We start from the raw sequence: 26,090 nt of genomic DNA on the forward strand, positions 1-26,090 counted from the left end.
TGTGATGATCGGGCTGGGCGGCGCGGTCTTTCTGCTGGGCAACGGGCGCATCATGGGCGCGAGTGGCATCATCGGCGGGCTGGTAGACGGAAGCGGCTGGCGCACCTGGGCCGAGCGCGCCGCCTTTCTGGCTGGCGTCCTGATCATGCCGATTGTGCTGACGCCGTTGTACTCGGTGCCGATCAGCACGCATCTGACCTCGAATCTGGCGATCATCGTGGCCGCGGGCGTGTGTGTCGGCATCGGCACGCGTCTTGCCAACGGCTGCACCTCGGGGCATGGCGTCTGCGGCATTTCGCGACTGTCGCTGCGCGGGATCGTTGCAACAGTCTTCTATATCCTCGCGGGCGGCTTGACGGTCGTGCTGTTCCGCCATGTGCTGGGGGTGATCTGAGATGCGGATTGTCCTGGCATTCGTGGCGGGCGGATTGTTCGGCGCGGGCCTGTTCGTGTCGGGCATGACCGACACCAACAAGGTGCAGGGCTGGCTCGACGTGTTCGGCGACTGGGATCCGACGCTGGCCTTCGTCATGGGCGGCGCACTGATCCCGATGGCGATCGCCTGGCGCCTGGTGCCCGGACGCGAACCGCTGGCGGGTGGACGCTTTCCCGACGACCTGCCCAGAGAGGTCGATCATCGCCTCGTCATCGGATCGGTGCTGTTCGGCGTCGGCTGGGGGCTGGCCGGGCTGTGCCCCGGACCGGCGGTTGCCTCGCTCAGCTATGGCGGCGCGGGCGGCCTTTTGTTTCTGGCCGCGATGCTGATCGGCATGGGCGCCGCCCCGGCGGCCGCACGCCGACTGGACAGGTTGGCAAAGGCATCGTAGGAGTTCCGATCATGACACCGCGCACCCTAACCCCCCGCTATTCCGTCTCTCCCCAAATCCTGCCTGAGGATCTGGCCGAGATCGCCGCCAAAGGTTTCACCACGGTGATCTGCAACCGGCCAGACGCCGAAAATCCACCCGAGCTGCAGGCCGCCGCGATGCGCAAGGCGGCCGAGGCGGCAGGGCTGACATTCGAAGTGCTGGAGCTGACGCATCAGACCATGACCCCCCCGAACATCGCGCGGCAACGCGAGATGATCGAGGCTTCGGAAGGTCCCGTTCTGGCCTATTGCGCCTCGGGGACGCGGAGTTCGGTGATCTGGGCGCTGGGTCAGGCCGGCAAGATGCCGACGGACGAGATTTTCGCCACGACGGCGCGCGCTGGCTATCAGCTCGATCATCTGCGTCCTGCCGTTGAGCAGTTGGCACGGGGCTGAGCACGCTCAGCTTTCATCGGTCTCATCCAGCGACAGGCCGGCCAGTTCCGAGATTTCCAGCGCGGCCTGCGCAGGGCTGAGACTGGTCAAGGCATCGTCGTAGCCGCCACCGATGTCGGGCAATGTCGGCAGGCTGGGCATACGCATCGCCATGTCCATGGGCATCGCACCGGCCTCTTCCAGTGACGACAGGGACGGCATCGCCGCCGACATGCCCCCCATTGCCGCGGACTGCGGCAGCGGACCGGCGTGAAACTCGACCTCGGGCCGGGGCATCGTGCGTTCCGCGGTTTCGTTCAGGCGCAGGGCACGCATACCCCCGATCTGGCCAAGCCGCGCGCTGGCGATGCGCTCGCCGTTGATGGCGATCAGATCGGCGCGGTCGAGATGTCTGGTGTGCAGGGGCAGAAGGTCGCCCGGCCGCATGCGGGCCAGATCCGCCAGCGGCAGCCGCAGGTGGCCGATCACCGCCGAGAGCTCTGCCCGCGCTGCACCGGCAACCCGGTCGAGGCGGGGACCGGACGGAATATCGCCGTCGGGCGCGGCGGGCATCTCCGGTTCGGGAAGGGCCAGGCACCAGCGGCCCTGACGCACCCCACCGCCGAATTCGAGCGTGAGGTCGAATATCCGGAACCGTTCGGATTCGATGGCGAGCAGCAGGCTGCGCATATCCTCGGCCCGCGCGCCAAAGCGATAGCCGGTGAGGCACCGCTTGTCGGGCAGGATGTCCGCGATGGCGGCGGCACGTTGCAGGGCCGCGTCAATCAGCGGCGCGACGAGGGCCGCATCGGTACTGGTGAAGGCACGTTCCGCGACCTCGCCCGTGGTCAGCTTGCCGGTCGTCTGTTGCTGGATGATGGCGGACAGGCTGTCGCGGTCGACTGCGACCGCACCCGTCAGCGCATCAGGGCCGTCGAGCAGGAGCAGCATTCGTCCCTCGCCCAGCGTCCGGGCCAGCATAGCCTGCGCGCAGCGCGACTGCGTGGCGCCGATCACGGCAAGCGACAGGTCGAAGACATCGCGTGCTGCGCGAGCCAGCCCGATCCTGAGAGCGCGCACGGCCGAGCGCCCGCCGGGCTGCGCGGCCTCCTGCCCCGCGGCCATCTTGCGATGTTTGACTGATGCAGACTGACCGACCGTCATAGCCCCTGTCCCGCCATCCCGGCTTTGGCACGGGTCTATCGGCGCTTGGTTACGATAGGCTTTACGGGGGGTCTATTGCGCTGCCATTTCCCGCGCGATGGGCAGAGTGACGCGGAATGCGCCACCTTCCTCGCCGTCGAGATAGACCACATCGCCGCCCAGCCGGGTCATGATCTCGCGCGAGATTGCCAGCCCCAGACCGGCACCTCCGGCCTTTTCGGCACTGACTCGCGCGAATTTCTCGAAGATCATTTTCTGCGCGCCGGGGGGAATGCCGCTGCCGTTGTCGACGAAGTCGATCACCAGAACGCCCGCGGTGACCCGCACCACGATCCTCAACTCGGGCGCCTCTGCGTCGCAGTATTTCTGGGCGTTGGCGATCAGGTTGATGAAGACCTGCGCCAGCCGGTCGATATCGGAATAGAGGTGCAGGGCCTCGTCGGCGGGGTTGCGGATCACCTTCATCGGCGCGCCCGACCCGGCCAGCGCCGCCGATACCGCGTGATCGAGCAGCGCGTTCAGCTGGCCATCGCGCAGGTTCAGACTGACCTGCCCGCTTTCCAGCACCGACAGATCCAGCAGGTGGTTCAGAAGTCGGGTCAGGCGCAGGGCCTCGTCATGGATGATATTGGCATAACGGCGCTTTTCTTCCGGTGCGAGACTGTCGGCATCGCGCAGGATCTCCGAAAAGGCGCGGATCGATGTCATCGGTGTGCGCAACTCGTGGCTGACCTGGCTGAGGAAAGAATCCTTCTGGGCAGAGATCTGCGTCAGCTTCTCGTTGGCCTCCTGCAGCTTGTGCGCCGTGCGGCTGAGTTCGGCGGACTGCGCCTCGAGACGGCTGGAATATTCCAGCATCTGGGCGGATTCGTCCGCCACGGCCAGCAGATCCTGCACCGATACCGACGAACCGCCCACGATCTGACCGATCATCGCATGCGCCGTCGCCGCGCCAACCGAACCGGCCAGCTTGCGTTCGAGCCGTTCGAGAAATTCTGGAGTAGGTTCGGGCAGCAGTCCGCGTCCCCCCTGCAACTCGGCCTCGCGCTGGAACAGCGCCCGGGCGTCGTCGGCACCCAGAATGCGCTGGGTCATCACCATCAGATCCTCGCTCTGCGCAACCGAGCCGGTCCAGCCGCGCGCACCGGCGGAATGGTCGTAGACGTTGACGAACTGCGCGCCCTGCAAACGCTCGACCGGATTGGGGAAAGTGATCAGCGAGACCGCGAAGAAGGCGGCGGTGTTGAGCGAAAAGCTCCACAGCACCGCGTGGACGATCGGATCAAGCCCGGCGATCCCGAACAGTGCCTCGGGCCGCAGCCAGGCGATCCCGAAGGGGCCATGAATCATCACCTCGGGCGAGAGGATACCGCCGCCGATGCCGGGCAGCAGCATCGACCAGACCCAGACGGCAAAGCCGAGGCAGAGACCGACCAGCGCGCCGACCCTTGTGGCCCCGCGCCAGAACAGGCCACCCACGAGCGAGGGCAAGATCTGGGCGATGCCGACAAAGGCGATAAGGCCGATGGCGGCCAGTGCGGTTCCACCACCCGAGCGCTGGTAGTAGATGCAGCCCAACGCCATCACCGCGCCGATGGACACGCGCCGGGCCAGCAGGACCACATTGCGCACGTCTCCCGACTGGGCCGCACCGCGGCCGCGGAAGCTGAACCAGATCGGCATGACGATGTGGTTCGACACCATCGTGGACAGCGCCATCGCGGCGACGATCACCATGGAAGTGGCGGAGGAGAAACCGCCGATGAAGGAAAGCATCGCCAGCCCCTCGCGCCCTGTCGCCAGAGGGACGGTCAGAACGAACAGGTCGGGGTTGGAACCGGGCGGGAGCAGTTCCAGTCCGACAGCGGCAATCGGCACGACAAAGAGGCTCATCAGGAGCAGGTAGAGCGGAAAGGCCCAGGCGGCCGTGCGCAGGTGGCGTTCGTCCTCGTTTTCGACCACCATCACCTGAAACATCCGCGGCAGGCAGACAAAGGCGGCCGCGGCCAGGAAGGTGATCGCCGCCCATCGGCCGCGGTCGACCTGCCAGTGGCCGATGGGCGAGGCATCAATGCGCGCCATGGTCCCCGCAATTCCGTCCGAAAGCCCCCAGACCACGAAGACTCCGACCGCCAGCAGCGCCACCAGTTTGACCACCGCCTCAAGCGCAATCGCCGTCACGACGCCATGGTGTCGCTCGTTGGCGTCGAGGTTTCGTGTGCCGAAGAGAATGGCAAAGACCGCCAGTCCAGAGGCCACCCAGACCACGCTGGCGCCGGCGTTGAAGGCGCTGTCGGGATCGGCCTCGGCGAAGATCGAAAAGGACAGCGTGATCGACTGCAGCTGCAACGCGATATAGGGCGTGACCCCGATCACCGCGAGCAGGGTGACACAGATCGCCAGCGCGTTGGACTTGCCATAGCGCGCCGAGATCAGGTCGGCGATGGAAGTCACCCGCTGGCTGCGGCCGATGCGCACCAGTTTGCGCAGGCCCCACCACCAGCCGATCATCACCAGAGTCGGGCCAAGGTAGATCGTCACGAACTCGAGGCCCGAGCGCGCGGCGTAACCAACGGCGCCGTAGAAGGTCCAGGCGGTGCAGTAGATCGACAGCGACAGGGTGTAGATCAGGGGCGACCGCAGCCAGGTGCGCCGGCCGCGCAGGGCGGCCCTGTCGGCGACGAAAGCGACGGTGAAGAGCAGTGCCACATAGCCGAGGCAGACGGCAAGGAGAACATTGAGCGGCGCCATCTCATTCCGGCTCCGAGCCGTCTGCGATCCCGCTGTCATCGTGGCGCGCGGCCAGGCCGAAAAGGACGGCGGCGAGGATCAGCACTGCCCAGGACCCGAAGATGTAGATGATCGCCTGCGAGGTGCGGACCGGCTCGATCCCCCCGGCGGTTTCATCGACACCGGGCCAGAGCAGCGGCACCAGCAGCAGACCGGCACCAATCACCGGCAGCACGCGGGCCGCATCGCTCAGCCGCCTGCGGCGATAGCCCTGCCGCTCCAGCAGCGCGACCTTCGCCTCGGACGACGGCTTGTCGGTCACGGCCGGGACGCCTGGGCCACCAGATCGCGCACGGCGGCAAGTACCTCGGCATTCGAGAAGGGTTTGGTCATGAAGCGGCTGACCCCCGCCTTTTCGGCCATGTCGCGGTCGCGCGACTGACCGCGCGCGGTCAGCATCAGAACCGGCAGGCCGGCAAGTTCGCCAATGGCGCGGAGTTCGCGCAGGATGTCCATGCCGCTCTTCCCTGGCAGCATCATGTCGAGAATGACCAGATCGGGCCGGACCCTACGGACGAGTTCGACTGCATCTGCGCCGTTCGAATGCGCCTCGACCCGCCAGCCCTCTCGGGTCAGCAGAAATCGGATTGCCTCGATGATGTTCGGCTCGTCTTCGATCAGCAACACGTGACGGTTGTTCACCGTGTTTCCCTCCCCGCGGGGCTCCTCTCCCCGATGCCGCAAGCTCTATGGCGTGCTGGCCTTTGGACAACTTTGCATTGTGCCCGACCCCGTGTCAAAACTCTTCGCGCAGGATCGACGGTTCGCGGCGGGCATGGCAACTGACCTTCGGGCAAAGCCGGCAGCTGCTGCCGACCTGGAGAAAATCGCTGGCCTCGCTCTCCCCTGCGCGCAGCGGCAGGATCAGCATGGCAGCGTGATAGAGCGGATCTTCGGTATAGGCGGTGTTGCGCTGCGGCCAGGACAGGGCGAGGCAGTCGAAATGCGCGACGCTGCGGCCGACCTGCGTGACCTTCCGGCGCACTGGGACCAGCGGCCGGCTGAGCGAGACGAACAATGGCCAAAGCGGACAGGGCGCGCCAAAGCGCGGCAGGGCGAAACCTGTGATGTTCTTGCGGAACAGGATGCTGCCCGAGGCGTCGGACACCACCAGCCCTGTCCCGCCCGGCAGCACGGTTTCGGGCATTGCGGCAAGCCGGCGCATCACCGCCGGCAGCTCCGCGCCGAATTCGATGCACAACGCGCCGGGGTCGGCGCCCAGCCGCGACACGGCCGCCGAAAAGGCGTCGAACGGCAGGGCTGCAACGTCCTCGGCATATTGGCGCAGGATGTCGCGCGCGATGTGACGCGCCGCGCGGCCGCCCAGATCGGGGGCCTCACGCAACACGTCATCCGGTGTCTGTGCGCCGGATTCGATTTCGGGAAAGAAATGGTTGTGCCCGGCGAAAAAGGCCTCGGCCTCTTCCCGCGGGACTCCCCGCTGCATTTCACCGGCGTCGTTGTCGTCGAGATAGCTGACCAGCGCCTTGGAGCTTTCGGCCAGACGGCGGCTGTCGTTGTTGAGATTCTTGTGGAAGCGGGTGCGCCATTCCGGCTCGATTTCGTCGGTCTCGGCCAGAATCGAGGCGGTGGAGCGGATCGCGGCGGCGGTCGAAAGCACCTCGTGGAGCGACGCCGCGAGATGCGGATCGTGGGTCAGCCGGTCGGAAAGGGTTTCGACCGTTCGCTCGAGCGACGCGACGCGCCGATGCAGCAGCGCCAGCACCTCGGCCCACCCGGGAAATCGTCCGGCGAGTTCGTCGGCGCGGTCGGTTTCGGCGGCAACCGCGCCGGCATCGGCGGCCGCCTCGCGCAGTGTCGCGATCAACGCGGCCTCGGCCCCCTCGGTCAGCATCGAGGGTTCGACACCCAGCACGCGCGCGATGTCGTTGAGCAGCTTGCCCCCGATTCTGCGGCGGTTGTGCTCGATCAAATTGAGATAGGAGGCCGACACGCCAATTTGTCGCGCCAGATCGGCCTGACGCAATCCCGCGATGGACCTCCGTTCACGTATTCTCGCCCCGGTCAGGCTGTCCCGTGGCACGGTTCACCTCTTTGTGAAAAACGCGGAGTTTCAACGGCTTTCTGCGACGCAACATAAGATAATTTACAGAATTGGATACGTTGCTGTGCATTTATTTACAAAATTATCCTTCAAATCAAGCACTTTATTGCCAAGTTTTCCGATCCAGCGGCATAATCTATTTGCACATATGTGCCTGCGCGATGCGAAAGTTGAGGAGCCGCATCACGCGTTTTACGCAAAGGGAGGATGTTAATGTCCAAAAACGATGTCACACGTCGTGGCGTGCTGCGGACCGGCGCTGTCGCCGGGGCCGGGCTGGCGCTGCCCACTATCTTTACGGCCTCGTCAGCCGCCGCCTTCACCAACGAACCGACCGGAAATTCGGTCACACTTGGCTTCAACGTACCGCAGACCGGACCCTATGCCGACGAGGGCATGGACGAACTGCGCGCTTTCCAGCTGGCGGTCGAGCACCTGAACGCCGGCGGCGGCTGCCTCGACACCTTCTCGTCCAAGGCCCTCAAGGGCAATGGCATCCTCGGCAAGGAAGTGAAGTTCGTCACCGGCGACACGCAGACCAAGTCTGACGCCGCACGCGCTTCGGCCAAGTCGATGATCGAGAAGGACGGGGCGATCATGATTTCGGGCGGCTCTTCCTCGGGCGTCGCCGTGGCCGTGCAGGGCCTGTGCCAGGAAGCCGGCATCATCTTCATGGCCGGTCTGACCCACTCGAACGACACGACCGGCAAGGACAAGAAGGCGAACGGTTTCCGGCACTTCTTCAACGCCTACATGTCGGGCGCAGCCCTTGCTCCGGTGTTGAAGAACGCCTATGGCACGGACCGCAAGGCCTATCACCTGACCGCCGACTACACCTGGGGCTGGACCCAGCAGGAGTCGATCCAGGCCGCAACCGAGGCCATCGGCTGGCAGACCGTCAACAACGTGCTGACACCGCTGGCCGCCACCGACTTCTCGGCCTATATCGCGCCGGTTCTGAATTCGGGCGCAGATGTGCTGATCCTGAACCACTACGGCGGAAACATGGTCAACTCGCTGACCCAGGCCGTGCAATTCGGCCTGCGCGACAAGCAAGCCAACGGCAAGAACTTCGAAGTCGTGGTGCCGCTCTACTCGGAACTGATGGCCAAGGGTGCCGGGTCCAACATAAAGGGCGTGTTCGGCTCGACCAACTGGTCGTGGACTCTGCAGGATGCGGGCACCCAGGCCTTCGTGAAGGCCTTCGGCGCGAAATACGGCTTCCCGCCGTCCAACGCGGCGCAGACCTGCTACGCTCAGACCCTGCTCTACGCCGATGCGGTGGAACGGGCCGGCTCGTTCAACCCCTGCGCTGTGGTGGAGGCGCTGGAAGGCTTCGAGTTCGACGGTCTGGGCAATGGCCCGACGCTGTATCGGGCCGAGGATCACCAGTGCTTCAAGGACGTGCTGGTGATGAAGGGCAAGGAAAGCCCGGCCAACGAGTACGACGCGCTGGAAGTGGTGGAAATCACCCCGCGCGCCCAGGTCGAATACGCGCCCGATCACCCGATGTTCGCCGGTGGCGATCTCGGGCAGTGCAACCCCGGCGCATGACCATCCGGACCGGAGCGTTCAACGCGCTCCGGTCCATCTTTCGGACAGATGGCCCGTCTGCGGCCCTGACAGGTCTCTTCGACATGCGCGGAGAGGCCACAATCCTTACATGCAATCGGTGGGGACGATGGACGATATCATCCTGCAAATCCTGAACGGGCTGGACAAGGGCAGCGCCTATGCGCTGATCGCGCTTGGCCTGACCCTGATCTTTGGCACGCTTGGCGTCGTCAACTTCGCGCACGGGGCGCTGTTCATGATCGGCGCGTTCTGCGCCGTGACGCTGCAAAAACTGCTCTCCTTCGAGCGGATCGAGGTCTCGGCGACCGAAAAGACCGCCTGGGGCACGCCGCTCGAGATCAGGACGCCCTATGCCGAACTCTGGTTCGGTCACGATTTCGGGGCCGCGCTGATCGACTGGTCGGTTCCGCTGGCGATCCTCTTCTCGATCCCGATCATGCTGGTCATCGGCTATGTGATGGAACGCGGGCTCATCAAGCATTTCTACAAGCGCCCCCACGCGGACCAGATCCTGGTCACCTTTGGCCTGGCCATCGTGTTGCAGGAACTGATCAAGCACTATTATGGCGCCAACCCGATCCCCACCCCGGCCCCTTCGGTCTTTCGCGGCTCGTTCGATTTCGGGGCGCTGGTGGGCTTTGATCCGGGCAGCGTCATCTACCCCTACTGGCGCATGGTCTACTTTGCCTTCTCGGCGGTGATCATCGGCGCGGTCTTCGCCTTCCTGCAGTTCACCACCTTCGGCATGGTCGTTCGCGCCGGCATGGCCGACCGCGAGACTGTCGGCCTGTTGGGCATCAACATCGACCGCCGGTTCACCATCATGTTCGGCCTCGCTGCCGCCGTCGCGGGGCTGGCGGGTGTCATGTATACCCCGATCAACTCGCCCAACTACCACATGGGGATGGATTTCCTCGTTCTGTCCTTCGTCGTGGTGGTGGTCGGCGGCATGGGCTCTCTGCCCGGTGCCGTGCTGGCGGGCTTCCTGCTCGGCATTCTGGAAAGCTTTGCCTCGTATTCACCGATCAAGGTGTTCTTCGAGGAGTGGCTGTTCCTGCCTTCGATCGACCAGATCATCATCTACCTGGTCGCAATCATCATTCTGCTGACCCGTCCGCGTGGCCTTATGGGCCGCAAGGGCGTGATGGAGGACTGATCCATGCTGGGTCTCGACAAGAAAGATACCACGCTGCTGATCGTCGTTGCGGTGCTGGCCCTGTTCGCACCGTTCATCCTGAACCCGTTCCCGACGGGTTCGGCCATGGCGCAGTTCAACGCGGGTTATCCCGACCTGATGCAGCGTTTCGTGATCTTCGGCATCTTCGCCATAGGCTTCAACATCCTGTTTGGCCTGACCGGCTATCTGTCGTTCGGTCACGCCGCCTTCCTTGGCGTCGGCTCTTATGCGGCGGTCTGGATGTTCAAGCTGCTCGGCTACAACGTGGTGCCGGGGATCATCCTGAGCGTGATCGTCGCTGGGATCTTCGCGCTGGTGATCGGGTATATCAGTCTGAGGCGGTCAGGGATCTATTTCTCGATCCTGACGCTGGCCTTTGCGCAGATGTCTTTTGCCATGGCCTATTCGGTGCTGACACCGATCACCAACGGCGAGACCGGGTTGCAGGTCTATTCCAGCGACACGCCGATCTTCCAGAGCGCCACCGACCCGACGGTGCCGCACCTCTTCGGGCTGGTGATGCGGGAAACCTACACGATGAAGGCGGGGGCCTGGTCGTTCGACTTCAACTACGGCTACTACCTCTGCGCCATCATCCTGCTGGTCGCCTTCTATATCTCGATCCGCATCTTCCGCTCGCCCTTCGGCCTGATGCTGCGGGCGGTGAAGTCGAACCAGCAGCGCATGAATTACACCGGCCTCTCGGCACGGCCCTACACGCTGGCGGCCTTCGTCATCTCGGGCATGTATGCCGGTCTCGCCGGCGGCCTGCTCGCCTCGATGGACCCGCTGGCCGGCGCCGAGCGGATGCAGTGGACTGCGAGCGGCGAGGTGGTGCTGATGACCATCCTAGGTGGCGCGGGCACGCTGATCGGGCCCATCCTGGGCGCGGGCTTCATCAAGTACTTCGAGAACATTTTCTCGAAGATCAACGAAACCACGCTGCATGGCTGGTTCTCGTGGCTGCCCGACCCGATCGAGGATCCGCTGGTCTGGCTGCTTGAACACTTCGTCGGCGGCGGCTGGTCGTTGACGCTGGGCGCGCTGTTCATGCTGGTCGTGATCTTCCTGCCGGGCGGTCTGGTCGAAGGGGGCCAGCGTCTTGGGCGGATGGTGCGCGGCAAGGCCAAGAAAACCGAACCCGACACCGGCAAGTCCGCCGCAACGTCGCATCCGGCTGAATGAGGAGGGCGCGAGATGGGAATTCTTGAAGTCAAGAACGTCAACAAGCGCTTCGGCGGCCTCCAGGCCCTGAGCAATGTCAATCTCTCGGTGGCCGAGAACACGGTCCACGCCATCATCGGGCCAAACGGGGCGGGCAAATCGACCCTGCTGAATGTGCTGGTGGGCAAGCTGATCCCCGACACCGGGTCGGTGATGTTCGACGGCCAGTCGGTGCTGGGCCGTGCGCCCTACGAGATCAACCAGATGGGCATCAGCCGGGTGTTTCAGACGCCGGAGATCTTCGGCGACCTGACGGTGATGGAGAACATGATGATTCCCTGCTTTGCCAAGCGGGACGGCGCGTTCGAACTGAACGCCCTGACCACGGTTGGCCGGCAATCCGATATCGTGGACCGTGCGGAACAGATGCTGATCGACATGAAGATGATCGACAAGCGGCACATGCATGCCGCTTCGATGTCGCGCGGCGACAAGCGGCGGCTCGAGATCGGCATGTGCCTGTCCCAGCAGCCGCGCCTGCTGCTGCTGGACGAGCCCACCGCCGGGATGGCGCGGGCCGACACCAACAACACCATCGACCTGCTGAAGCAGATCAAGGCCGAACGCGACATCACCATCGCAATCATCGAACACGACATGCATGTGGTGTTCAGCCTGGCAGAACGGATCACCGTTCTGGCCCAGGGCACGCCGCTGGTGGAAGACACGCCGGACAAGATCAAGGGCCACCCGAAGGTGCGCGAAGCGTATCTGGGCGAAAGCGCGTAGGAGGATTTTCCCATGAACGTCAAACCCGACTTTTCGCAACACGCCAACCAGGCGGCCACCGCGCCGGCCTTCCTGTCGATCTGGGACCTGCACGCCTACTACGGCGAGAGCTATATCGTGCAGGGCGTCAGCTTCAATGTGCACGAGGGCGAGATCCTTGCGCTTCTCGGTCGCAACGGCGCAGGCAAGACCTCGACCCTGCGTGCCATTGCGCGTCTGGGCAACCCCGAGCTGCGTCACGGCGAGGTCTGGCTCGACCACCAGCCGCTGCACACGATGAGCAGCTTTCAGGCTGCGCAGGCGGGTCTTGGACTGGTGCCAGAAGATCGCCGCATCATCTCGGGTCTGACCGTCGAGGAAAACCTGAAGCTCGCGCAGATCGCCCCGCCGATCGGCTGGTCGGTCGAGCGGGTCTACGAGCTGTTCCCGCGCCTGGGTGAGCGGCGCAAGCAGGAAGGTGTGACCCTTTCGGGCGGCGAACAGCAGATGCTGGCGATCGCCCGCGCGCTGTGTCGCGATATCAAGGTGCTGTTGCTGGACGAACCCTACGAGGGGCTCGCGCCGGTGATCGTGGACGAGATCGAAAAGACCCTGATCACGATCAAGGAACTGGGCATCACCACGGTGATCGTCGAGCAGAATGCAGTGCGGGCGCTGGAACTTTCGGACCGTGCGGTGATCCTGGACACGGGCAGCGTCGTCTTCGACGGCACCGCCACCGAGGTTCTGGAGAACGAGGATCTGCGGGCGGAATATCTGGCGATCTGAGCGACCGGATATTTTTAGGCAAATTCCCTTTTTACGGGCGGGTCTCCGGGCCCGCCCGTTTACTTTTGATTAGGGCCTGTGGCCTCATTCTGTCTTGCGGGTGAGGGCTGCCATGCAACGATGGAGCAGCGCGATGAACATCAATCTTGGCGGCATTGTCCTGCCGCCTGCCTTTTCAAGCCAACCGACGCGGGTGACCGACGCGCCGGCGCTTTCCGTCCCGGCGCAACGGGCAGCCGTTCCGGTGCCCGCGGGCACGGAGGCCGACGAACCGCAAACCACCCCGCCGTCTGCGATGCAGCGCAAGATCATGGAGATTTTGCAGGCACAGGCCGAGGCGCTTGAAACCCGCGACATCGAAGGGCCGCGCGGCACCCCTGCGGACCGCTGGGCCTTTTCGATGGCGATGACCAGCCCGGCGGCCTGACGCCGGCCAGGGTGTGTCCTGCCCCGGCGCGCCGCTGACAGCGTGCCGACAGCGCTTTTCATGGCCGATTCCTTGCCCTATAAGCTGGGCACAGGACAAGACCCGCATCGAGACGGGCCTAAGCAGTACCGGGCGAGGACCATCATGTCAGAGAAGAAACACGAGGCCGATGTCGCATTCATCAAGGCCCTTGCCGAGCTTTTGCGCGACAACGACCTGACCGAATTGCAGGTCAAACGCGAATACGGCGATGACGATACTTTGAGCGTCCGCGTCAGCCGCATGATCCCGGCTCCTGTCGCTGCACCCGCACCCGCCGCGGTGTCAGTGGCCGCTCCGGCCGCCGCGCCTGCCGCGGCACCGGCCTCACCCGCCGCCGCGAGCGAGGATCCGGCAGACCATCCTGGCGCCGTCAGTTCGCCCATGGTGGGCACCGTCTATCTTCAGCCGGAGCCCGGCGCCCCGTCTTTCATCAGCGTCGGCGCTCAGGTCAGCGAGGGGGACACCCTCCTGATCGTCGAAGCGATGAAGACCATGAACCACATCCCGGCACCGCGCGCCGGCACCATCAAGCGGATCCTGGTCGGCGACGGCGACGCGGTGGAATACGGCACCCCGCTGGTCATTCTGGAATAGGTCCGGCGCGCAATGTTCGATAAAATCCTGATCGCCAACCGTGGAGAGATCGCCCTGCGTGTGGTCCGCGCCGCACGCGAGATGGGCATCGCCTCGGTGGCCGTGCATTCGACCGCCGACAGCGATGCGATGCATGTGCGCATGGCCGACGAGTCGGTCTGCATCGGCCCGCCGCCCAGCCCGCAAAGCTATCTGTCGATCCCCGCGATCATCGCCGCCTGCGAGATCACCGGCGCGCAGGCGATCCACCCCGGCTATGGATTTCTGTCGGAGAATGCCGGCTTCGTGCAGGTGGTCGAGGATCACGGGCTGACCTTCATCGGCCCGACCGCGGAACACATCCGCATCATGGGCGACAAGATCACCGCCAAGGACACGATGAAGAAGCTCGGTGTGCCCTGTGTGCCGGGTTCGGACGGCGGCGTTCCGGATCTGGCGACGGCAAAGAAGGTCGGCGCGGAGATCGGCTATCCGGTTATCATCAAGGCCACCGCAGGCGGCGGCGGCAAGGGCATGAAGGTGGCCCGAAATGACGCTGAAATGGAGCGCGCCTTCCAGACCGCCCGCTCGGAGGCGAAGGCCAACTTCGGCAATGACGAAGTTTATATCGAGAAATACCTGACCACGCCGCGCCACATCGAGATCCAGGTCTTTGGCGATGGCAAGGGCAAAGCAGTGCATCTGGGCGAGCGCGACTGTTCCCTGCAACGGCGCCACCAGAAGGTCTTCGAAGAAGCGCCCGGCCCGGTCATCACGCCCGAGGAACGTGCGCGCATCGGCAAGGTCTGCGCCGACGCCGTCGCGCGGATCAACTATATCGGTGCCGGCACCATCGAGTTTCTCTACGAGAACGGCGAATTCTATTTCATCGAGATGAACACCCGGCTTCAGGTGGAACACCCGGTGACCGAGGGCATCTTCGGCGTCGATCTCGTGCGCGAACAGATCCGCGTCGCGGCCGGCCTGCCGATGTCGTTCAGCCAGGATCAACTGAAGATCAACGGTCACGCCATCGAAGTGCGCATCAACGCCGAAAAGCTGCCGAACTTCGCCCCCTGCCCCGGCAAGATCACCCAATATCATGCACCGGGCGGCCTTGGCGTGCGAATGGATTCGGCGTTGTACGACGGCTATCGCATTCCGCCCTACTACGACTCGCTGATCGGCAAGCTGATCGTGCACGGCCGCGACCGGCCCGAAGCGCTCGCTCGCCTCTCGCGCGCGCTGGGTGAACTGATCGTCGATGGCGTCGACACCACCGTGCCTCTGTTTCATGCGCTGTTGCAGGAGCCCGAAATTCTTGAGGGCAGCTACAACATCCACTGGCTGGAGCACTGGCTCGAAACCCATCTCGGCGGAGCGTAAGGCGCCGCCGGCGACAAGCGCGCGATGGAGCTAAGTCCCGACCTTCTTCTGCACGGTTATTCCATCGGGATCTTCCCGATGGCCGCCCATCGCAACGACCCCGAGGTGTTCTGGGTGGATCCGCGCAGGCGGGGCATCTTCCCGCTGGACCGTTTCCACATCTCTCGTTCCCTGGCGCGGCGGATGCGGCGCGGCGGCTACCGGATCGCCCTGAACGAGGATTTTGCCGGCGTGGTGGACGGCTGCGCCGATCGCGCAGAAACCTGGATCAATGCGGAAATCCGCGAGATCTATATCGAACTGTTCCGTCGCGGCTCTGCCCACTCACTGGAGGTCTGGCAGGACGGACAACTGACCGGCGGTGTCTATGGCGTGACGCTGGGTGCGGCCTTCTTCGGTGAGAGCATGTTCTCGCGACGGACGGATGCCTCGAAGATCGCACTCGCCCATCTGGTAGACCACCTGCGCCAGGCCGGTTTCCAGCTGTTCGACACGCAGTTTTTGACCGATCACCTCGCCTCACTGGGCGCCATGGAGATCAGCCGCGCGGAATATCACCGTCGGCTGGAACGCGCGCTCCCACGCGCCGCCGATTTCCTCGGGCCCGCGCTCGGCACGCCTCAGGACGTGATACAGCGCAATACCCAGACGTCATAACGGTTGTGGTCCAGTGCGTTCAGGGCTGGCGCGGAGGCGATCATCCACCCCTGAAAGCGCACCTCGGGCGCATTCTGATCGCGGATCGTGAGATACGCAAAGGCATCGCCGGTCGGGTTGTTGACCGGATACCGGCAGTCGGCCAGTTGGACCTCGAGCCCGAATACGGCCTGGGTTCCGCCGCTGTTCACTTCGACATCGACGGTCTGTCCGTTCACCTTGTCGAGCCCGCGCAACACCGCGCCGGCTCCGGACGTGACTTCGGTCGACTTTTCCTGCGCGGTCGCCGGCAAGGCGAGCGCGAGCAGCAGGGCGAAGACGGGTTTCACTGGGACGCAGCGTCGTCGGAGGCGGCGCTGTCCCCGCCGCCGCCAACGAACTTGACCAGCAGCTGGATCAGGCTGACCGCGCCCTGGGTGTCTTCGATGATCCCGCCTGCCTCGAGATAGTCGAGCGACCCGCCAGGCATGATTTCCAGAAAGTTCCCGCCCAGAAGTCCCTCCGATGAAATCACTGCGGCGCTGTCGTCTGGAATCTCGATTCCGTTGGAAACCGAGAACCGGGTGTCGGCGCGATAGGTCGTCGGGTTCAGCGCGACATCCGTCACGGTGCCGATCTTGACCCCGGCCAGGCGCACATCGGTGCCCACAGTCACCCCTTCGAGCGAGCGGAAGGAGGCGGCCAGCTCGTAACCCGAAGACGATTTGCTGAGACCCGTAGTTTGGACCGTGTAAAAGCCGAAGGCCAGCGCGGCCGCCAGAACGGCGCCTCCGACCAGCACTTCCGTTGTGTTATGCGTGCTCATGTCTACTCTCTGGCCCGCGATTATTCCGGGCTCCAGGCCTCGTAGTCCTTGCGCTCCACCGGATCAGCCCGTCGAAGCGATCCTGCGGGCACATAGGCCAGCGGCGATCCTGTCAGGTTCACCTGATGCGGCTTCTCCCAGGCCTTGTGGACCAAAGGCCGTGACGTTGGTGGCTCGGCCCAGGTGCGGTGCAGCCAGCCGTGCCATTCCGGGTCTATCCGGCTGGCCTCGACCTCGCCGTTGAAGATGACCCAGCGCTTGCTGTCATCGGCATTGCGATAAAAGACGTTGCCCTGCGTGTCTTTCCCCACCTCGATGCCCTTGCGCCAGGTGAAGAGCTGCGTGTTCAGCGTCTGCCCGTTCCACCAGGTGAAAGCGCGCAGCAACGTGTTCAGGATGCCCATGAATGCCTCGTTCCAAGCCTTGCTTCGATATGGCCCAATTGCCCGCAAAGGTCCAGTCTGGATCGGTTCGAACGGGCGGGCCGGCGGAAATGTCTCAGGCCGGCAAGAGCGCGGTCACCTCGATCTCGATCCGGAAGGAGGGGTCGATCAGATTGGCTTCGATCATGGTCGCGGCGGGCGGATTGGCGCCGAAAGCCTCGCGCAGAAGCGGCCAGCAGGGTTCAAATTCAGCGGCATCCGGAAGATAGTAGGTCACGCGCACGGCATGCTCCAGTCCGCTGCCGGCCTCGGTCAGGGCCTTGGCGATGATGCCCAGTGCCGAACGGCATTGGTCCACCACGGTCTCCCCCTGCCCGACCGTTCCGGCCACATGGACGAATCCTCCCGCGACGACCGCGCGGCAATAGCCGATTTTGGCCTCATAGGCGCCGCCGGAATGAATGCGTCGAATGGTCATGATCGCCCCCTGTGCTTGGTGGTGTGGGCACTCTGCCGGACTGGCAGGGTGCCCGCAAATGGGGTCGACGGTGGCTCAGCCGGCCGAGGCCGAGCCCTTTTCGGCATCCGCGTGGATCATCAGCGGCTTGGCGTCCGAGACGACGGCCTCTTCGTTGACCACAACCTCGGTCACGCTGGGCAGGCTCGGCAGTTCGAACATGGTGTCGAGCAGAATCTCTTCCAGGATCGAGCGCAGCCCGCGCGCGCCGGTCTTGCGCTCAATCGCCCGCTTGGCGATGGCCGTCAGCGCGTCATCGGTGAAGGTCAGTTCGGTGTTCTCGATCTCGAACAGGCGCTGGTACTGCTTGACCAAAGCGTTCTTCGGCTCGGTCAGGATGGTCACCAGCGCATCTTCGTCGAGGTCTTCCAGCGTCGCGAGAACCGGCAGACGGCCCACGAATTCCGGGATCAGACCGAACTTGAGCAGGTCTTCGGGTTCGAGATCGGTAAAGATCTCGCCCACGCCGCGCGCATCATTGTCGCGCACATCGGCACCGAAGCCCATGGCCGAGCCCTTGCCCCGCGCTGCGATGATCTTTTCCAGCCCCGAGAAGGCGCCGCCACAGATGAACAGGATGTTGGTCGTGTCCACCTGCAGGAATTCCTGCTGGGGATGCTTGCGCCCGCCCTGCGGCGGCACCGAGGCCACGGTGCCTTCCATCAGCTTCAGCAGTGCCTGCTGCACGCCCTCGCCGCTGACGTCGCGGGTGATCGAAGGGTTTTCCGACTTGCGGGTGATCTTGTCGACCTCGTCGATATAGACGATGCCGCGCTGCGCCCGTTCGACGTTGTATTCACTGGCCTGCAGCAGCTTGAGGATGATGTTCTCCACATCCTCGCCCACGTAACCGGCTTCGGTCAGCGTGGTGGCGTCGGCCATCGTGAAGGGCACATCGAGGATGCGCGCCAGCGTCTGCGCCAGCAGCGTCTTGCCGCAGCCCGTCGGGCCGATCAGCAGGATGTTCGACTTGCTGAGTTCGATATCCGAGGCCTTGGCCGAGTGGTTCAGACGTTTGTAGTGGTTGTGAACCGCGACCGAGAGCACCCGCTTGGCCCGTGACTGGCCGATGACGTAATCGTCCAGCACGTCGCAGATGTCGCGCGGTGTCGGAACGCCGTCCGAAGACTTAAGCCCGCTGGCCTTGGTCTCTTCCCGAATGATGTCCATGCAGAGTTCGACGCATTCGTCGCAGATGAACACTGTCGGACCGGCGATCAGCTTGCGCACTTCGTGCTGACTCTTCCCGCAGAAACTGCAGTAGAGTGTGTTCTTGCTGTCGCCACTGGAATTCGTTGCCATGGCCTACCTTTCGGCTTCGAAGTTCGTCATGTCCCGCTTGCCTGTCGGGGTTCCGTCCGTCTGCTTGGCGTCAAGCTTAGGACAGGGACCAGGGCACCACAATCGCAAATAACGCGAGGGTCGGTGGTGCCGGCACCCATTTAGCTGGATGCCGCCTTTTCGCGGTTTTCGACGATCTCGTCGATATGACCCCAGGCCTTCGCCTCTTCCGGGGACATGAAGTTGTCGCGGTCCAGCGCCTTTTCGACATCTTCCTTCGTCCGGCCCGTGTGCTTGACGTAGATTTCGTACAGCCGGTCCTTGAGTTTCTGCGTCTCGGCGGCGTGAATCATGATGTCCGAAGCCTGGCCACGGTATCCGCCCGAGGGCTGGTGGACCATGATCCGCGCGTTCGGCAGCGAAAAGCGCATTCCAGGCGCCCCGCCGGCCAGAAGGACCGAACCCATCGATGCGGCCTGACCGATGCAAACTGTCGAGATCTTGGGACGAATGTACTGCATCGTGTCATAAATCGACAGTCCCGAGGTAACCACCCCGCCCGGACTGTTGATATACATCGAAATTTCCTTCGAGGGGTTCTCGGCCTCGAGGAACAGCAGCTGCGCCACGATCACGGTCGCCATCTCGTCGTGTACAGGACCGGCAACGAAAATGATCCGTTCCTTCAGAAGGCGCGAGAAGATGTCATAGCGAATGGATCCGCGCGAGGTGGTCTCTTCCACCGTCGGGATGATGAAGTTTGTCAGTTTGTCGATCGGGTCGAACATGGGCCTGCCTCATTCCTGTCGCGTGAATGCTTACGCCTAAGGTGCTAACACAGTCTTAGTGTCGCCCTCGGGGGGCCGCAAGGGCCAGGGGGCGAAAGCGGCGCGCGCACGATTAACGAGTTGTTGATTTTGTCACCCCGCCTATTTGGGGCGTTGCCTGCGAGCGATCAATCCCGCAGCGCCCGAAAAATTGTCGCGTCGCTGCCGGGTGAGCCATCAGACGCAATGCCGCCCGCCCCCCTGTGAGAGGGAGCGGGCGGCGCAGGGGGCGACGGATTTACGGCGAGAGGCTGCGCAGATAGGCGATGACTGCAGCGATATCCTCATCCTTCTTCAGGCCGGCGAAGGACATCTTGGTCCCCTTGATGAAATCGCGCGGCTTGCTCAGGAACTGAGTGAGCGCCGCCTCGTCCCAGATCAACCCATCCTCTGCCGCTTTTTTCAGCGGATTGGAGTAGCGGAAGCCGTCGATCGCGCCGGCCGGGTGGCCGACGATGCCGTTCAGGGCCGGCCCGACCTTGTTCTGCGCGCCCTCGCCCACCTGATGGCAGGCCGAGCATTTCTTGAACACGGTCTCGCCCTTGGCGATCAGTGCGGCGTCGGGCACAGCGGACGGAGACTCGGCCGCCGGGCTGGCAGCCTCGGCCGCGGCGGGCACCGCCTCGGCGGCCGGCGCATTGCGCGGGTTGGTGGCCTTGATCATCTCCTGCACCTTGCGGGCCTTGGTCTCTTCCGGGGTCACGTCCAGAACCATTGCCTTCATGGTGATCTCGACGCTTTCCTTGCAGTTGGTCATGCAGGGTTCGCCGGACCACTTCGGATATTCCGTCTCGGGGCGGTTATCGACGATAAAGCCGTCCTTGTTGGGCAGCTCGATGTCCAGCAGGTTCTCGTTCGACAGAACGAAGTCGTCTTCGACCAGATCGTTGGAATAGAGGATATAGGCGACCACCGCGTAGACTTCGTCGGTGGTAAGCGTCTGGGCGTTGCCGAACGGCATGGACCGGTTGACGTAATCCCAGGTCGTCGTGAGGTGCGGCCAGTAGGAGCCGACGGTCTTCAGCGGATCCTTGCGGTTCAGGGTCCCCTGCCCGCCGGCGAGTTTCGGCCAGTTGTCGACGCCCTCGGCGAAGTCGCCGTGACAGATCGCGCAGTAGTCGCCGAACAGCGCCTCGCCGTCCTCGACCGAGCCCGACCCGACCGGCAAACCGGCGCCGGCGGGGTTCACGTCGTGGTTCCAGGCGGCGATCTCATCGTCTGTCGCGGGGCGCCCAAGACCCAGCTTTTCAGCCTGCGCCGGGAGGGTGAAAATCAGCGTCCCAGCTAGGACGCCTGCCAAGCCATTAAGATACTTCGACATTTTCGACCTGACCTTGTTCTTGCACCCACCAGGTCTGGATGCAGTTGTTGTGATAGATCGAGTTTTCGCCCCGTACCTCGCGCAGTTGCGCCTTGGTGGGCTGAACATAACCCGTCTCGTCCATCGCGCGGGCCTGAAGCAGCATCTCCTGGCCATCCCAGATGGTGTCGAGATAGAAGCGCGTCAGCGCCATGCGCTCGCCGGGCTTGGCCAGCCGGGCGGGTTCCCAGTTCTTGCCGCCGTCCTTGCTGACATCCACGCGGGTGATCGCGCCCCGTCCCGACCAGGCCAGGCCGGTGATGACCATCGGCCCCGGGCCGTGCTGGATCGGCGCCTGCGGGCTGGGCGAAGTGATGATCGACTTGGCGTCCATCACCCATGTCCACTTGCGCGAGGTGCCGTCATCCAGCGTATCGGTGTATTTCGACGTCTCCTCGCGGCTTTCCACCGGTGCGTCCGTGACCTCGATCCGGCGCAGCCATTTGACCCAGAGGTTGCCCTCCCAGCCGGGCACCACGAGACGCACGGGATAGCCGTGTTCCTTGCGCAGCGCCTCGCCATTGGCCTTGAACGCGACCAGAACGTCGTCCAGCGCCTTGTCCATCGGGATCGAGCGCCCGTTGGACGAGGCATCGGCCCCCTCGACATAGATCCACTTGGCGGCAGTGTCGTAGCCGGCTTCCTCGAGCAGGGTCTTCAGCGGCACGCCGCTGTATTCCATGTTGTGAATCATGCCGTGGGTGAACTGCGCGCCGTTCAGCTGTGCGCCCGCCCATTCCATGCCGGTATTTGCGGCGCATTCGAGGAAATAGACGTGATTGACCCGCGGGAAGCGTTCAAGGTCGGCATAGGTGAAGACCAGCGGCGTCTCGACCAGCCCGTTGATCATCAGACGATAATCGTCCTTGGCCAGCTCGATCGCGCCCGAATGGTGCCGCTCGAACGCGCAGCCCTGCGGGGTGATCGTGCCATCCAGCGCATGGATCGGCGTGAAATTGACCGAGCTGATCGAATCGGCGGTAAGCCAAGGGACGTTGCGGCGGATCACATCCGTCTCATATTTGATCGGCAGCCCGTAGGGCGTGGCATCGACGCCATCGCCGAGACCGCGGGCCCAAGACTGAACCTCGGTGATCAGCGGATCGCCTGCCGCGCGGGCCGTTCCGGCAACGGCAAGCCCCGCCCCGGCAACCGCTGCGCCGGACAGGAACTGTCGGCGCGACGGGGTCGTCTTGGATCCCTTGCTCATGGTTTCCTTCCTTATGCTCTTGCGGGCCGATGCCCGCCGCAAAGACCGTTCAATTCGCTACACATTCGCATGTGTGAATTGATATTAGACGAAAAATCCCGCGCCCTGGCTGGGCGCGGGATCGTGGTTCAGTTGCGGACCGACGGGCCTTCGACCGACAGACCGTTGCCCCGGCTGGCGACATAGAGTTCCAGCGCGACGAATTCCGGCCCGCCCGGTTTGAACGGTACGGCGCGGGTGTCGCGGATGCAGCCCTTGAAGCGGTCGTGCACGGTGTTCAGCTTGGTGTTCTTCAGGCGATAGGCTGGGAAGCCGTTGATCTGGCCCTGGCTCAGGTGGTCGGCACGGATCATGTTGCCATAGTTGTTCTCGTGGCAATTCGCGCAGCTGAGTTCGAGTTGACCATAGCGGGTATAATAGATTTCCTTGCCCTTTTCCCAGGTCGACTGGGCCGGGCCGTCCACCGCCACGTCGACCGGCATCCCGCGCGATTGCAGGGCAATCAGCGCTTCCATCTGCGCCATCTCGCCGCCCTCGTATTTCCAGGGCTTGGCACCCATGCGGTTCTCGCGGCAATCGTTGACCTGCGCCGCGATGGTGCGCACTTCGCCCGCGGCCTCGTTCCACTTGGGATAGACCGCGCGGACACCCTTCATGCTCTCGGCCGGATCGTTGTGGCAGGACGCGCAGGACTTGCCCTCGGTACCGTCAACGGCGTTCCAGACCTCCTGGGCCTTGTCGACGAAGACCATTCCGGGGTTGTCGAAGTCGTCCATCTGGAGCGCCTGTGTCTCTTCCGAACGGAAAACCCAGCCCGAGATCACCTCGCTCAGAGCGCCGTCCAGATGCTCCGGAGCCGGGGCGTGGGTGGAGATTTCGATATCGCCGTTGATCACCAGCTTGGCGTCCTCGTCGGCCAGCACCGGCAGCGCGAGGCCGACAGAGACCAATGCCGCACCGATAAGGGTCGTTGCCCTGTGCAGTCTTGTCATATTGTGGTTCCTCCCTCTGAGCCTGGCTCAGCCAATTGAGATGGCTTGCTTGTCCTCGTAGACCGACCCATCGTCGTCATACCAGGTGAAGGCGAACTCGCCTGCCTCGGGCACGGTGGCCTCGAACTGGAAATAGGGGTTGGTCGAAATCGCCGGCTCCATCGTCACGTCGATGACGCTCTGCCCGTTGAAGGTGCAGGTAAAGCGGTTGATGATCGAGCGCGGAATGACGTTGCCGTCCTTGTCCTTGCGCTGACCGCTTTCCATCTCGTGGCTGATGAGCGTCTTGATGGTGACGGCCTCGCCAGCGGCGGCGGTTTTCGGAACCTTGACCCGGGGTTTGACACCAGATGCCATGTCTTTGATCTCCTTTTGAGAACTCAGCCGCCGCAGCCGCCGATGGTAACCTTCACCGTGGCCGAAGCCTTGGCGAAACTGCCATCCGCCAGCTTGGCGATGGCGACGAGATCCTGCGTCTTGGCAAGACGGATCCGGGTCGAAGCGGCCTGCGATGCGGCCAGCGGGCCGAAGTTGAAGGTGGCGACCGGCGGCGTCGGGTTGCCGGTGGCCAGCACCAGGATCGCGCTGGCGCCGGGGGCCGAGACGTCGATCGGAACGGTGTTGCCGTTCTCGGCGATCTCGGGCGCGGTCAGGGTGACGCCGGCATCGGCCAGCGCGGCCCCGCCGGTGAATTCGGCAATCAGCTCGTCCGCCGTGGCGGCCTGGGCCGCGCGGAACGGCAGAACGCTCAGCGCCGCGGCCCCGAGGCCGAGGGCGAGCGTTTCGCGTCGTGTGAACTCCATATCGGTTTACTCCTTGGCAAGCATATGCGGCCCGGGGGCGCGCGTTAGTCCTTGAGGGTCATCAGATAGGCGACCACGTCCTCGACCTGCTGCGCGGTCAGGAGCGGTTCGAGCGGGCCTGCGGGCTCCTTGCCGGTGAAGCCGTCACCGGGGCGGATGAACCCGTCTGTCTTGTAGAACGAGGGCATCATCGAGCCCTCGAAGGTCATCTTCGCGTTGCTGACGATGCCGCGCAGTTCGGCTTCGCTCCAGCGGCTGCCCACGCCGTCGAGCGCGGGGCCGATGTTGCCCGGGAACGCCAGGTTGGGCAGGGCGGAGATCTGGTGGCAGGCAACACAGTTGCCGCCCTTCTTGTCGATGATGTCAGGCGCGTTGGCCGGATCGCCGGGCACGCCGGTCAGCGACATCGCGACGGCGCCATCCTCGAATTTGACGTCTGCCGGGGCGACCGTGCCCTCGGCAAGCGCCGCGCCGATTCCGAGCGCGGAGAGCGCGACGGTGGTGATCATCAGTTTTTTCATGGTCCCTCCCTCGGAGTGGCGCGCCGCACGCGGCCCGGCCTCCTCTGTCTTGCCAAACTAGGTCAGCCGGCCCTGCTTACGCAACAACAAATTCATGAGTTTGAATTTTTACTTGTGACCCGCACGGATCAGTCGGTCTTGCCGTTGTTGCGTTCCTGGATTCTCCGGGCGTGGTAACGCTGAAAATCCTCACCATCCTCAAGCAGATAGCGTTTCTCGTTGACCCATGTGAACATGTCGAGGGTCGTTCCCGGACCAAAGGCGCCCGGCATGACGGCGACCGCGGCCTGCGGTGCGGTAACGCCTTCCGGCACCTCTTCGGGCAGGAAGAGAATCGTTGGCGTGAACAGGATGTTCCAGCGCCGCGCGATCTGTTTCTCGCTCAGCACCGTGCCGTCGAAATCGGTGACTTCGGTGTCGCCATGCAGGTTGAGCTGGACCACGAAGTAGTTGTCGCGGATGTAGCTGTCGATCTCGGGACGGGGAAACACCTCTTCGTGCATCTGTGTGCAGTAGATGCAGCCGCGCTGTTCGAAGAGCAGCACCAGGCGCTTGCCCTCGGAATTGGCCTCGGCCAGGTCCTCGCGCAGATCCTTGAAGGTGTCGCGCATCCAGTCGGACTTGTGCAGCCCGTCGTCGCCCATGCCCACCTCCGTCGCCGCCACCGGCGCCGCCAGACCCAGGGCGAAGAGCCCTGCCAGAAAATGCTTCATGTCGTTCCCCTCCTTCGAACGGGTTATCCCACGGACTGGAAGCCCGGAAACCAGTCTATCATGAATTGCGCGATCCAGTTCACGCCCCCCGTCACGATGAGGAGAGCGAAGACGATCAGCATGACGCCCATGCCCTTTTCGACCCAGGCAAAGGCGGCGCGGTGGCGCTGCACCCAGGCCAGGAATGGCTTAGCAAAGAAGGCCGCAACGATGAAGGGCGCGGTCATGCCGACGCCGTAGACGAAAAGCAGCAATGCGCCGCGCCAGATATCGCCAAGGCCCGACGCGATCATCAGGATCGAGGCCAGCGCCGGGCCAACGCAGGGCGTCCAGCCGAAACCGAACGCCAGGCCCATGAGATAGGCGCCGAAGAAGGTGGTCGCGGGCGCCGTCGATTCCATGCGCGCCTGACGGTAGAGCAGCGGCACCTGGATCACGCCCAGAAAATGCAGCCCGAATACCACGAGGATCGCGGCGGCGACCCAGGACAGAGGTTCGAGATATTGGCCGAACAGGCTGCCCAGCGCAGTAGCGCCCATGCCCAGCCCCATGAAGATCGTCGTCACGCCCAACGCAAAGGCCACGGCCGAGGCGATCAGCCGGCGCTGCGCGCCCGGCGCGATGGCGCCGTCACTGCGCAGTTCGGCCATGCTGAGCCCGCCCATGTAGGACAGGTAGAAGGGCACCATCGGAAGGATGCAGGGGGTGAAGAAGCTGAGCACTCCGGCCAGCAGCGCACCCATCAGGGTGATATCGAGCATCAGGCCGCCTCCCCCGCGGGCTGCCCTGCCGGGCAGCTTGATCTATTCACATATTCAAATTATGTTGTGGAAGACGGAAAGGTCAACGGGTCGCCTG

General features: G+C 64.0%; 31 protein-coding genes and 1 pseudogene. 13 read left to right on the forward strand and 19 right to left on the reverse strand.

Annotated features, from left to right (window positions below; genetic code table 11):
• Positions 1–4 precede the first annotated feature (4 nt).
• Genes ACFO5X_RS00420 through ACFO5X_RS00430 form a run of 3 tightly spaced genes read left to right on the forward strand, consistent with a single transcriptional unit; the run spans position 5 to position 1,264 of the window.
• Complete coding sequence (locus tag ACFO5X_RS00420) at positions 5–394, forward strand: YeeE/YedE family protein (protein ID WP_380716352.1); 390 nt, start codon at positions 5–7, stop codon at positions 392–394.
• A 1-nt stretch (position 395) separates the two neighbouring features.
• The gene (locus ACFO5X_RS00425) at positions 396–827 is read left to right on the forward strand and encodes a DUF6691 family protein (RefSeq protein WP_380714850.1); all 432 of its coding nucleotides are present in this window, start codon (positions 396–398) and stop codon (positions 825–827) included.
• 11 nt (positions 828–838) lie between these two features.
• Positions 839–1,264, forward strand: a complete 426-nt coding sequence (locus ACFO5X_RS00430; RefSeq protein WP_380714852.1) for a protein tyrosine phosphatase family protein — start codon at positions 839–841, stop codon at positions 1,262–1,264.
• A gap of 6 nt (positions 1,265–1,270) precedes the next feature.
• On the opposite strand, the gene ACFO5X_RS00435 is transcribed toward ACFO5X_RS00430, so the two are convergent.
• The 5 genes from ACFO5X_RS00435 to ACFO5X_RS00455 all read right to left on the reverse strand — a co-directional run bounded on the left by ACFO5X_RS00435 (position 1,271) and on the right by ACFO5X_RS00455 (position 7,241).
• Entirely contained in the window at positions 1,271–2,407 is a 1,137-nt protein-coding gene (locus tag ACFO5X_RS00435) for a FliM/FliN family flagellar motor C-terminal domain-containing protein (RefSeq protein ID WP_380714854.1), read from the reverse strand.
• Positions 2,408–2,479: 72 nt separating this feature from the next.
• Entirely contained in the window at positions 2,480–5,158 is a 2,679-nt protein-coding gene (locus ACFO5X_RS00440; RefSeq protein ID WP_380714856.1) for an ATP-binding protein, read from the reverse strand.
• Between the two features lies 1 nt (position 5,159).
• A complete protein-coding gene (locus ACFO5X_RS00445) occupies positions 5,160–5,459 on the reverse strand; it encodes a hypothetical protein (RefSeq protein WP_380714857.1) in 300 nt (99 codons plus the stop codon).
• Positions 5,456–5,839 (reverse strand): response regulator transcription factor, encoded by a 384-nt coding sequence (locus ACFO5X_RS00450; protein WP_380714858.1) that lies wholly within the window; start codon positions 5,837–5,839, stop codon positions 5,456–5,458. The genes ACFO5X_RS00445 and ACFO5X_RS00450 overlap by 4 nt, the downstream gene beginning before the upstream one ends.
• A gap of 94 nt (positions 5,840–5,933) precedes the next feature.
• On the reverse strand, positions 5,934–7,241 hold the full coding sequence (locus ACFO5X_RS00455; RefSeq protein WP_380714859.1) for a helix-turn-helix domain-containing protein: 1,308 nt from the start codon (positions 7,239–7,241) through the stop codon (positions 5,934–5,936).
• Between the two features lie 234 nt (positions 7,242–7,475).
• Between ACFO5X_RS00455 and ACFO5X_RS00460 the strand changes: the two genes are divergently transcribed.
• From ACFO5X_RS00460 to aat, 10 genes and pseudogenes are all read left to right on the forward strand, one after another.
• Positions 7,476–8,816 carry a substrate-binding protein gene (locus ACFO5X_RS00460; protein WP_380714860.1) on the forward strand — a complete coding sequence of 447 codons (1,341 nt, stop codon included), beginning with the start codon at positions 7,476–7,478 and terminating at the stop codon, positions 8,814–8,816.
• Between the two features lie 127 nt (positions 8,817–8,943).
• Positions 8,944–9,993 (forward strand): branched-chain amino acid ABC transporter permease, encoded by a 1,050-nt coding sequence (locus tag ACFO5X_RS00465; RefSeq protein ID WP_380714861.1) that lies wholly within the window; start codon positions 8,944–8,946, stop codon positions 9,991–9,993.
• 3 nt (positions 9,994–9,996) lie between these two features.
• Entirely contained in the window at positions 9,997–11,199 is a 1,203-nt protein-coding gene (locus tag ACFO5X_RS00470) for a branched-chain amino acid ABC transporter permease (RefSeq protein WP_380714863.1), read from the forward strand.
• A 114-nt stretch (positions 11,200–11,313) separates the two neighbouring features.
• A pseudogene (locus tag ACFO5X_RS26220) lies at positions 11,314–11,682 on the forward strand (ATP-binding cassette domain-containing protein); the annotation flags it as partial.
• 153 nt (positions 11,683–11,835) lie between these two features.
• Positions 11,836–11,967 carry an ABC transporter ATP-binding protein C-terminal domain-containing protein gene (locus tag ACFO5X_RS26225; RefSeq protein ID WP_417765072.1) on the forward strand — a complete coding sequence of 44 codons (132 nt, stop codon included), beginning with the start codon at positions 11,836–11,838 and terminating at the stop codon, positions 11,965–11,967.
• 12 nt (positions 11,968–11,979) lie between these two features.
• The gene (locus ACFO5X_RS00480) at positions 11,980–12,735 is read left to right on the forward strand and encodes an ABC transporter ATP-binding protein (RefSeq protein WP_380714867.1); all 756 of its coding nucleotides are present in this window, start codon (positions 11,980–11,982) and stop codon (positions 12,733–12,735) included.
• 133 nt (positions 12,736–12,868) lie between these two features.
• Entirely contained in the window at positions 12,869–13,162 is a 294-nt protein-coding gene (locus tag ACFO5X_RS00485; protein ID WP_380714868.1) for a hypothetical protein, read from the forward strand.
• Between the two features lie 144 nt (positions 13,163–13,306).
• Positions 13,307–13,798, forward strand: a complete 492-nt coding sequence (accB, locus tag ACFO5X_RS00490) for an acetyl-CoA carboxylase biotin carboxyl carrier protein (protein ID WP_380714870.1) — start codon at positions 13,307–13,309, stop codon at positions 13,796–13,798.
• 12 nt (positions 13,799–13,810) lie between these two features.
• Complete coding sequence (accC, locus tag ACFO5X_RS00495; RefSeq protein ID WP_380714872.1) at positions 13,811–15,163, forward strand: acetyl-CoA carboxylase biotin carboxylase subunit; 1,353 nt, start codon at positions 13,811–13,813, stop codon at positions 15,161–15,163.
• A gap of 24 nt (positions 15,164–15,187) precedes the next feature.
• Positions 15,188–15,820, forward strand: a complete 633-nt coding sequence (aat, locus tag ACFO5X_RS00500; RefSeq protein ID WP_380714874.1) for a leucyl/phenylalanyl-tRNA--protein transferase — start codon at positions 15,188–15,190, stop codon at positions 15,818–15,820.
• Here aat and ACFO5X_RS00505 read toward each other — a convergent pair.
• The 14 genes from ACFO5X_RS00505 to ACFO5X_RS00570 form a co-directional block, all read right to left on the reverse strand.
• On the reverse strand, positions 15,784–16,149 hold the full coding sequence (locus ACFO5X_RS00505; protein ID WP_380714876.1) for a DUF2155 domain-containing protein: 366 nt from the start codon (positions 16,147–16,149) through the stop codon (positions 15,784–15,786). The genes aat and ACFO5X_RS00505 overlap by 37 nt on opposite strands.
• Complete coding sequence (gene mlaD, locus ACFO5X_RS00510; RefSeq protein ID WP_380714878.1) at positions 16,146–16,625, reverse strand: outer membrane lipid asymmetry maintenance protein MlaD; 480 nt, start codon at positions 16,623–16,625, stop codon at positions 16,146–16,148. The genes ACFO5X_RS00505 and mlaD overlap by 4 nt, the downstream gene beginning before the upstream one ends.
• Before the next feature lie 20 nt (positions 16,626–16,645).
• The gene (locus ACFO5X_RS00515; RefSeq protein WP_380714880.1) at positions 16,646–17,029 is read right to left on the reverse strand and encodes an NADH:ubiquinone oxidoreductase subunit NDUFA12; all 384 of its coding nucleotides are present in this window, start codon (positions 17,027–17,029) and stop codon (positions 16,646–16,648) included.
• Between the two features lie 94 nt (positions 17,030–17,123).
• Entirely contained in the window at positions 17,124–17,486 is a 363-nt protein-coding gene (locus tag ACFO5X_RS00520) for a RidA family protein (RefSeq protein ID WP_380714882.1), read from the reverse strand.
• A 75-nt stretch (positions 17,487–17,561) separates the two neighbouring features.
• Positions 17,562–18,827, reverse strand: a complete 1,266-nt coding sequence (clpX, locus tag ACFO5X_RS00525) for an ATP-dependent Clp protease ATP-binding subunit ClpX (RefSeq protein ID WP_380714883.1) — start codon at positions 18,825–18,827, stop codon at positions 17,562–17,564.
• A gap of 140 nt (positions 18,828–18,967) precedes the next feature.
• Positions 18,968–19,594, reverse strand: a complete 627-nt coding sequence (locus tag ACFO5X_RS00530; RefSeq protein ID WP_380714885.1) for an ATP-dependent Clp protease proteolytic subunit — start codon at positions 19,592–19,594, stop codon at positions 18,968–18,970.
• Positions 19,595–19,871: 277 nt separating this feature from the next.
• Positions 19,872–20,954 carry a c-type cytochrome gene (locus ACFO5X_RS00535; protein ID WP_380714887.1) on the reverse strand — a complete coding sequence of 361 codons (1,083 nt, stop codon included), beginning with the start codon at positions 20,952–20,954 and terminating at the stop codon, positions 19,872–19,874.
• Positions 20,938–22,203: a sulfite dehydrogenase gene (soxC, locus tag ACFO5X_RS00540; RefSeq protein WP_380714888.1), complete on the reverse strand. Its 1,266-nt coding sequence runs from the start codon at positions 22,201–22,203 to the stop codon at positions 20,938–20,940. The genes ACFO5X_RS00535 and soxC overlap by 17 nt, the downstream gene beginning before the upstream one ends.
• A gap of 128 nt (positions 22,204–22,331) precedes the next feature.
• Complete coding sequence (gene soxA / locus ACFO5X_RS00545) at positions 22,332–23,195, reverse strand: sulfur oxidation c-type cytochrome SoxA (RefSeq protein ID WP_380714890.1); 864 nt, start codon at positions 23,193–23,195, stop codon at positions 22,332–22,334.
• A 27-nt stretch (positions 23,196–23,222) separates the two neighbouring features.
• Positions 23,223–23,552: a thiosulfate oxidation carrier complex protein SoxZ gene (gene soxZ, locus ACFO5X_RS00550; RefSeq protein WP_380714892.1), complete on the reverse strand. Its 330-nt coding sequence runs from the start codon at positions 23,550–23,552 to the stop codon at positions 23,223–23,225.
• A 23-nt stretch (positions 23,553–23,575) separates the two neighbouring features.
• A complete protein-coding gene (gene soxY / locus ACFO5X_RS00555) occupies positions 23,576–23,998 on the reverse strand; it encodes a thiosulfate oxidation carrier protein SoxY (protein WP_380714893.1) in 423 nt (140 codons plus the stop codon).
• Positions 23,999–24,042: 44 nt separating this feature from the next.
• Positions 24,043–24,519, reverse strand: a complete 477-nt coding sequence (gene soxX, locus ACFO5X_RS00560; RefSeq protein ID WP_380714894.1) for a sulfur oxidation c-type cytochrome SoxX — start codon at positions 24,517–24,519, stop codon at positions 24,043–24,045.
• A gap of 128 nt (positions 24,520–24,647) precedes the next feature.
• Positions 24,648–25,232: a thioredoxin family protein gene (locus tag ACFO5X_RS00565; protein WP_380714895.1), complete on the reverse strand. Its 585-nt coding sequence runs from the start codon at positions 25,230–25,232 to the stop codon at positions 24,648–24,650.
• Between the two features lie 23 nt (positions 25,233–25,255).
• On the reverse strand, positions 25,256–25,993 hold the full coding sequence (locus ACFO5X_RS00570) for a cytochrome c biogenesis CcdA family protein (protein WP_380714896.1): 738 nt from the start codon (positions 25,991–25,993) through the stop codon (positions 25,256–25,258).
• Positions 25,994–26,090: the final 97 nt, after the last annotated feature.

Source organism: Seohaeicola nanhaiensis (genome assembly GCF_042654245.1).
GTDB lineage: Bacteria > Pseudomonadota > Alphaproteobacteria > Rhodobacterales > Rhodobacteraceae > Seohaeicola_A > Seohaeicola_A nanhaiensis.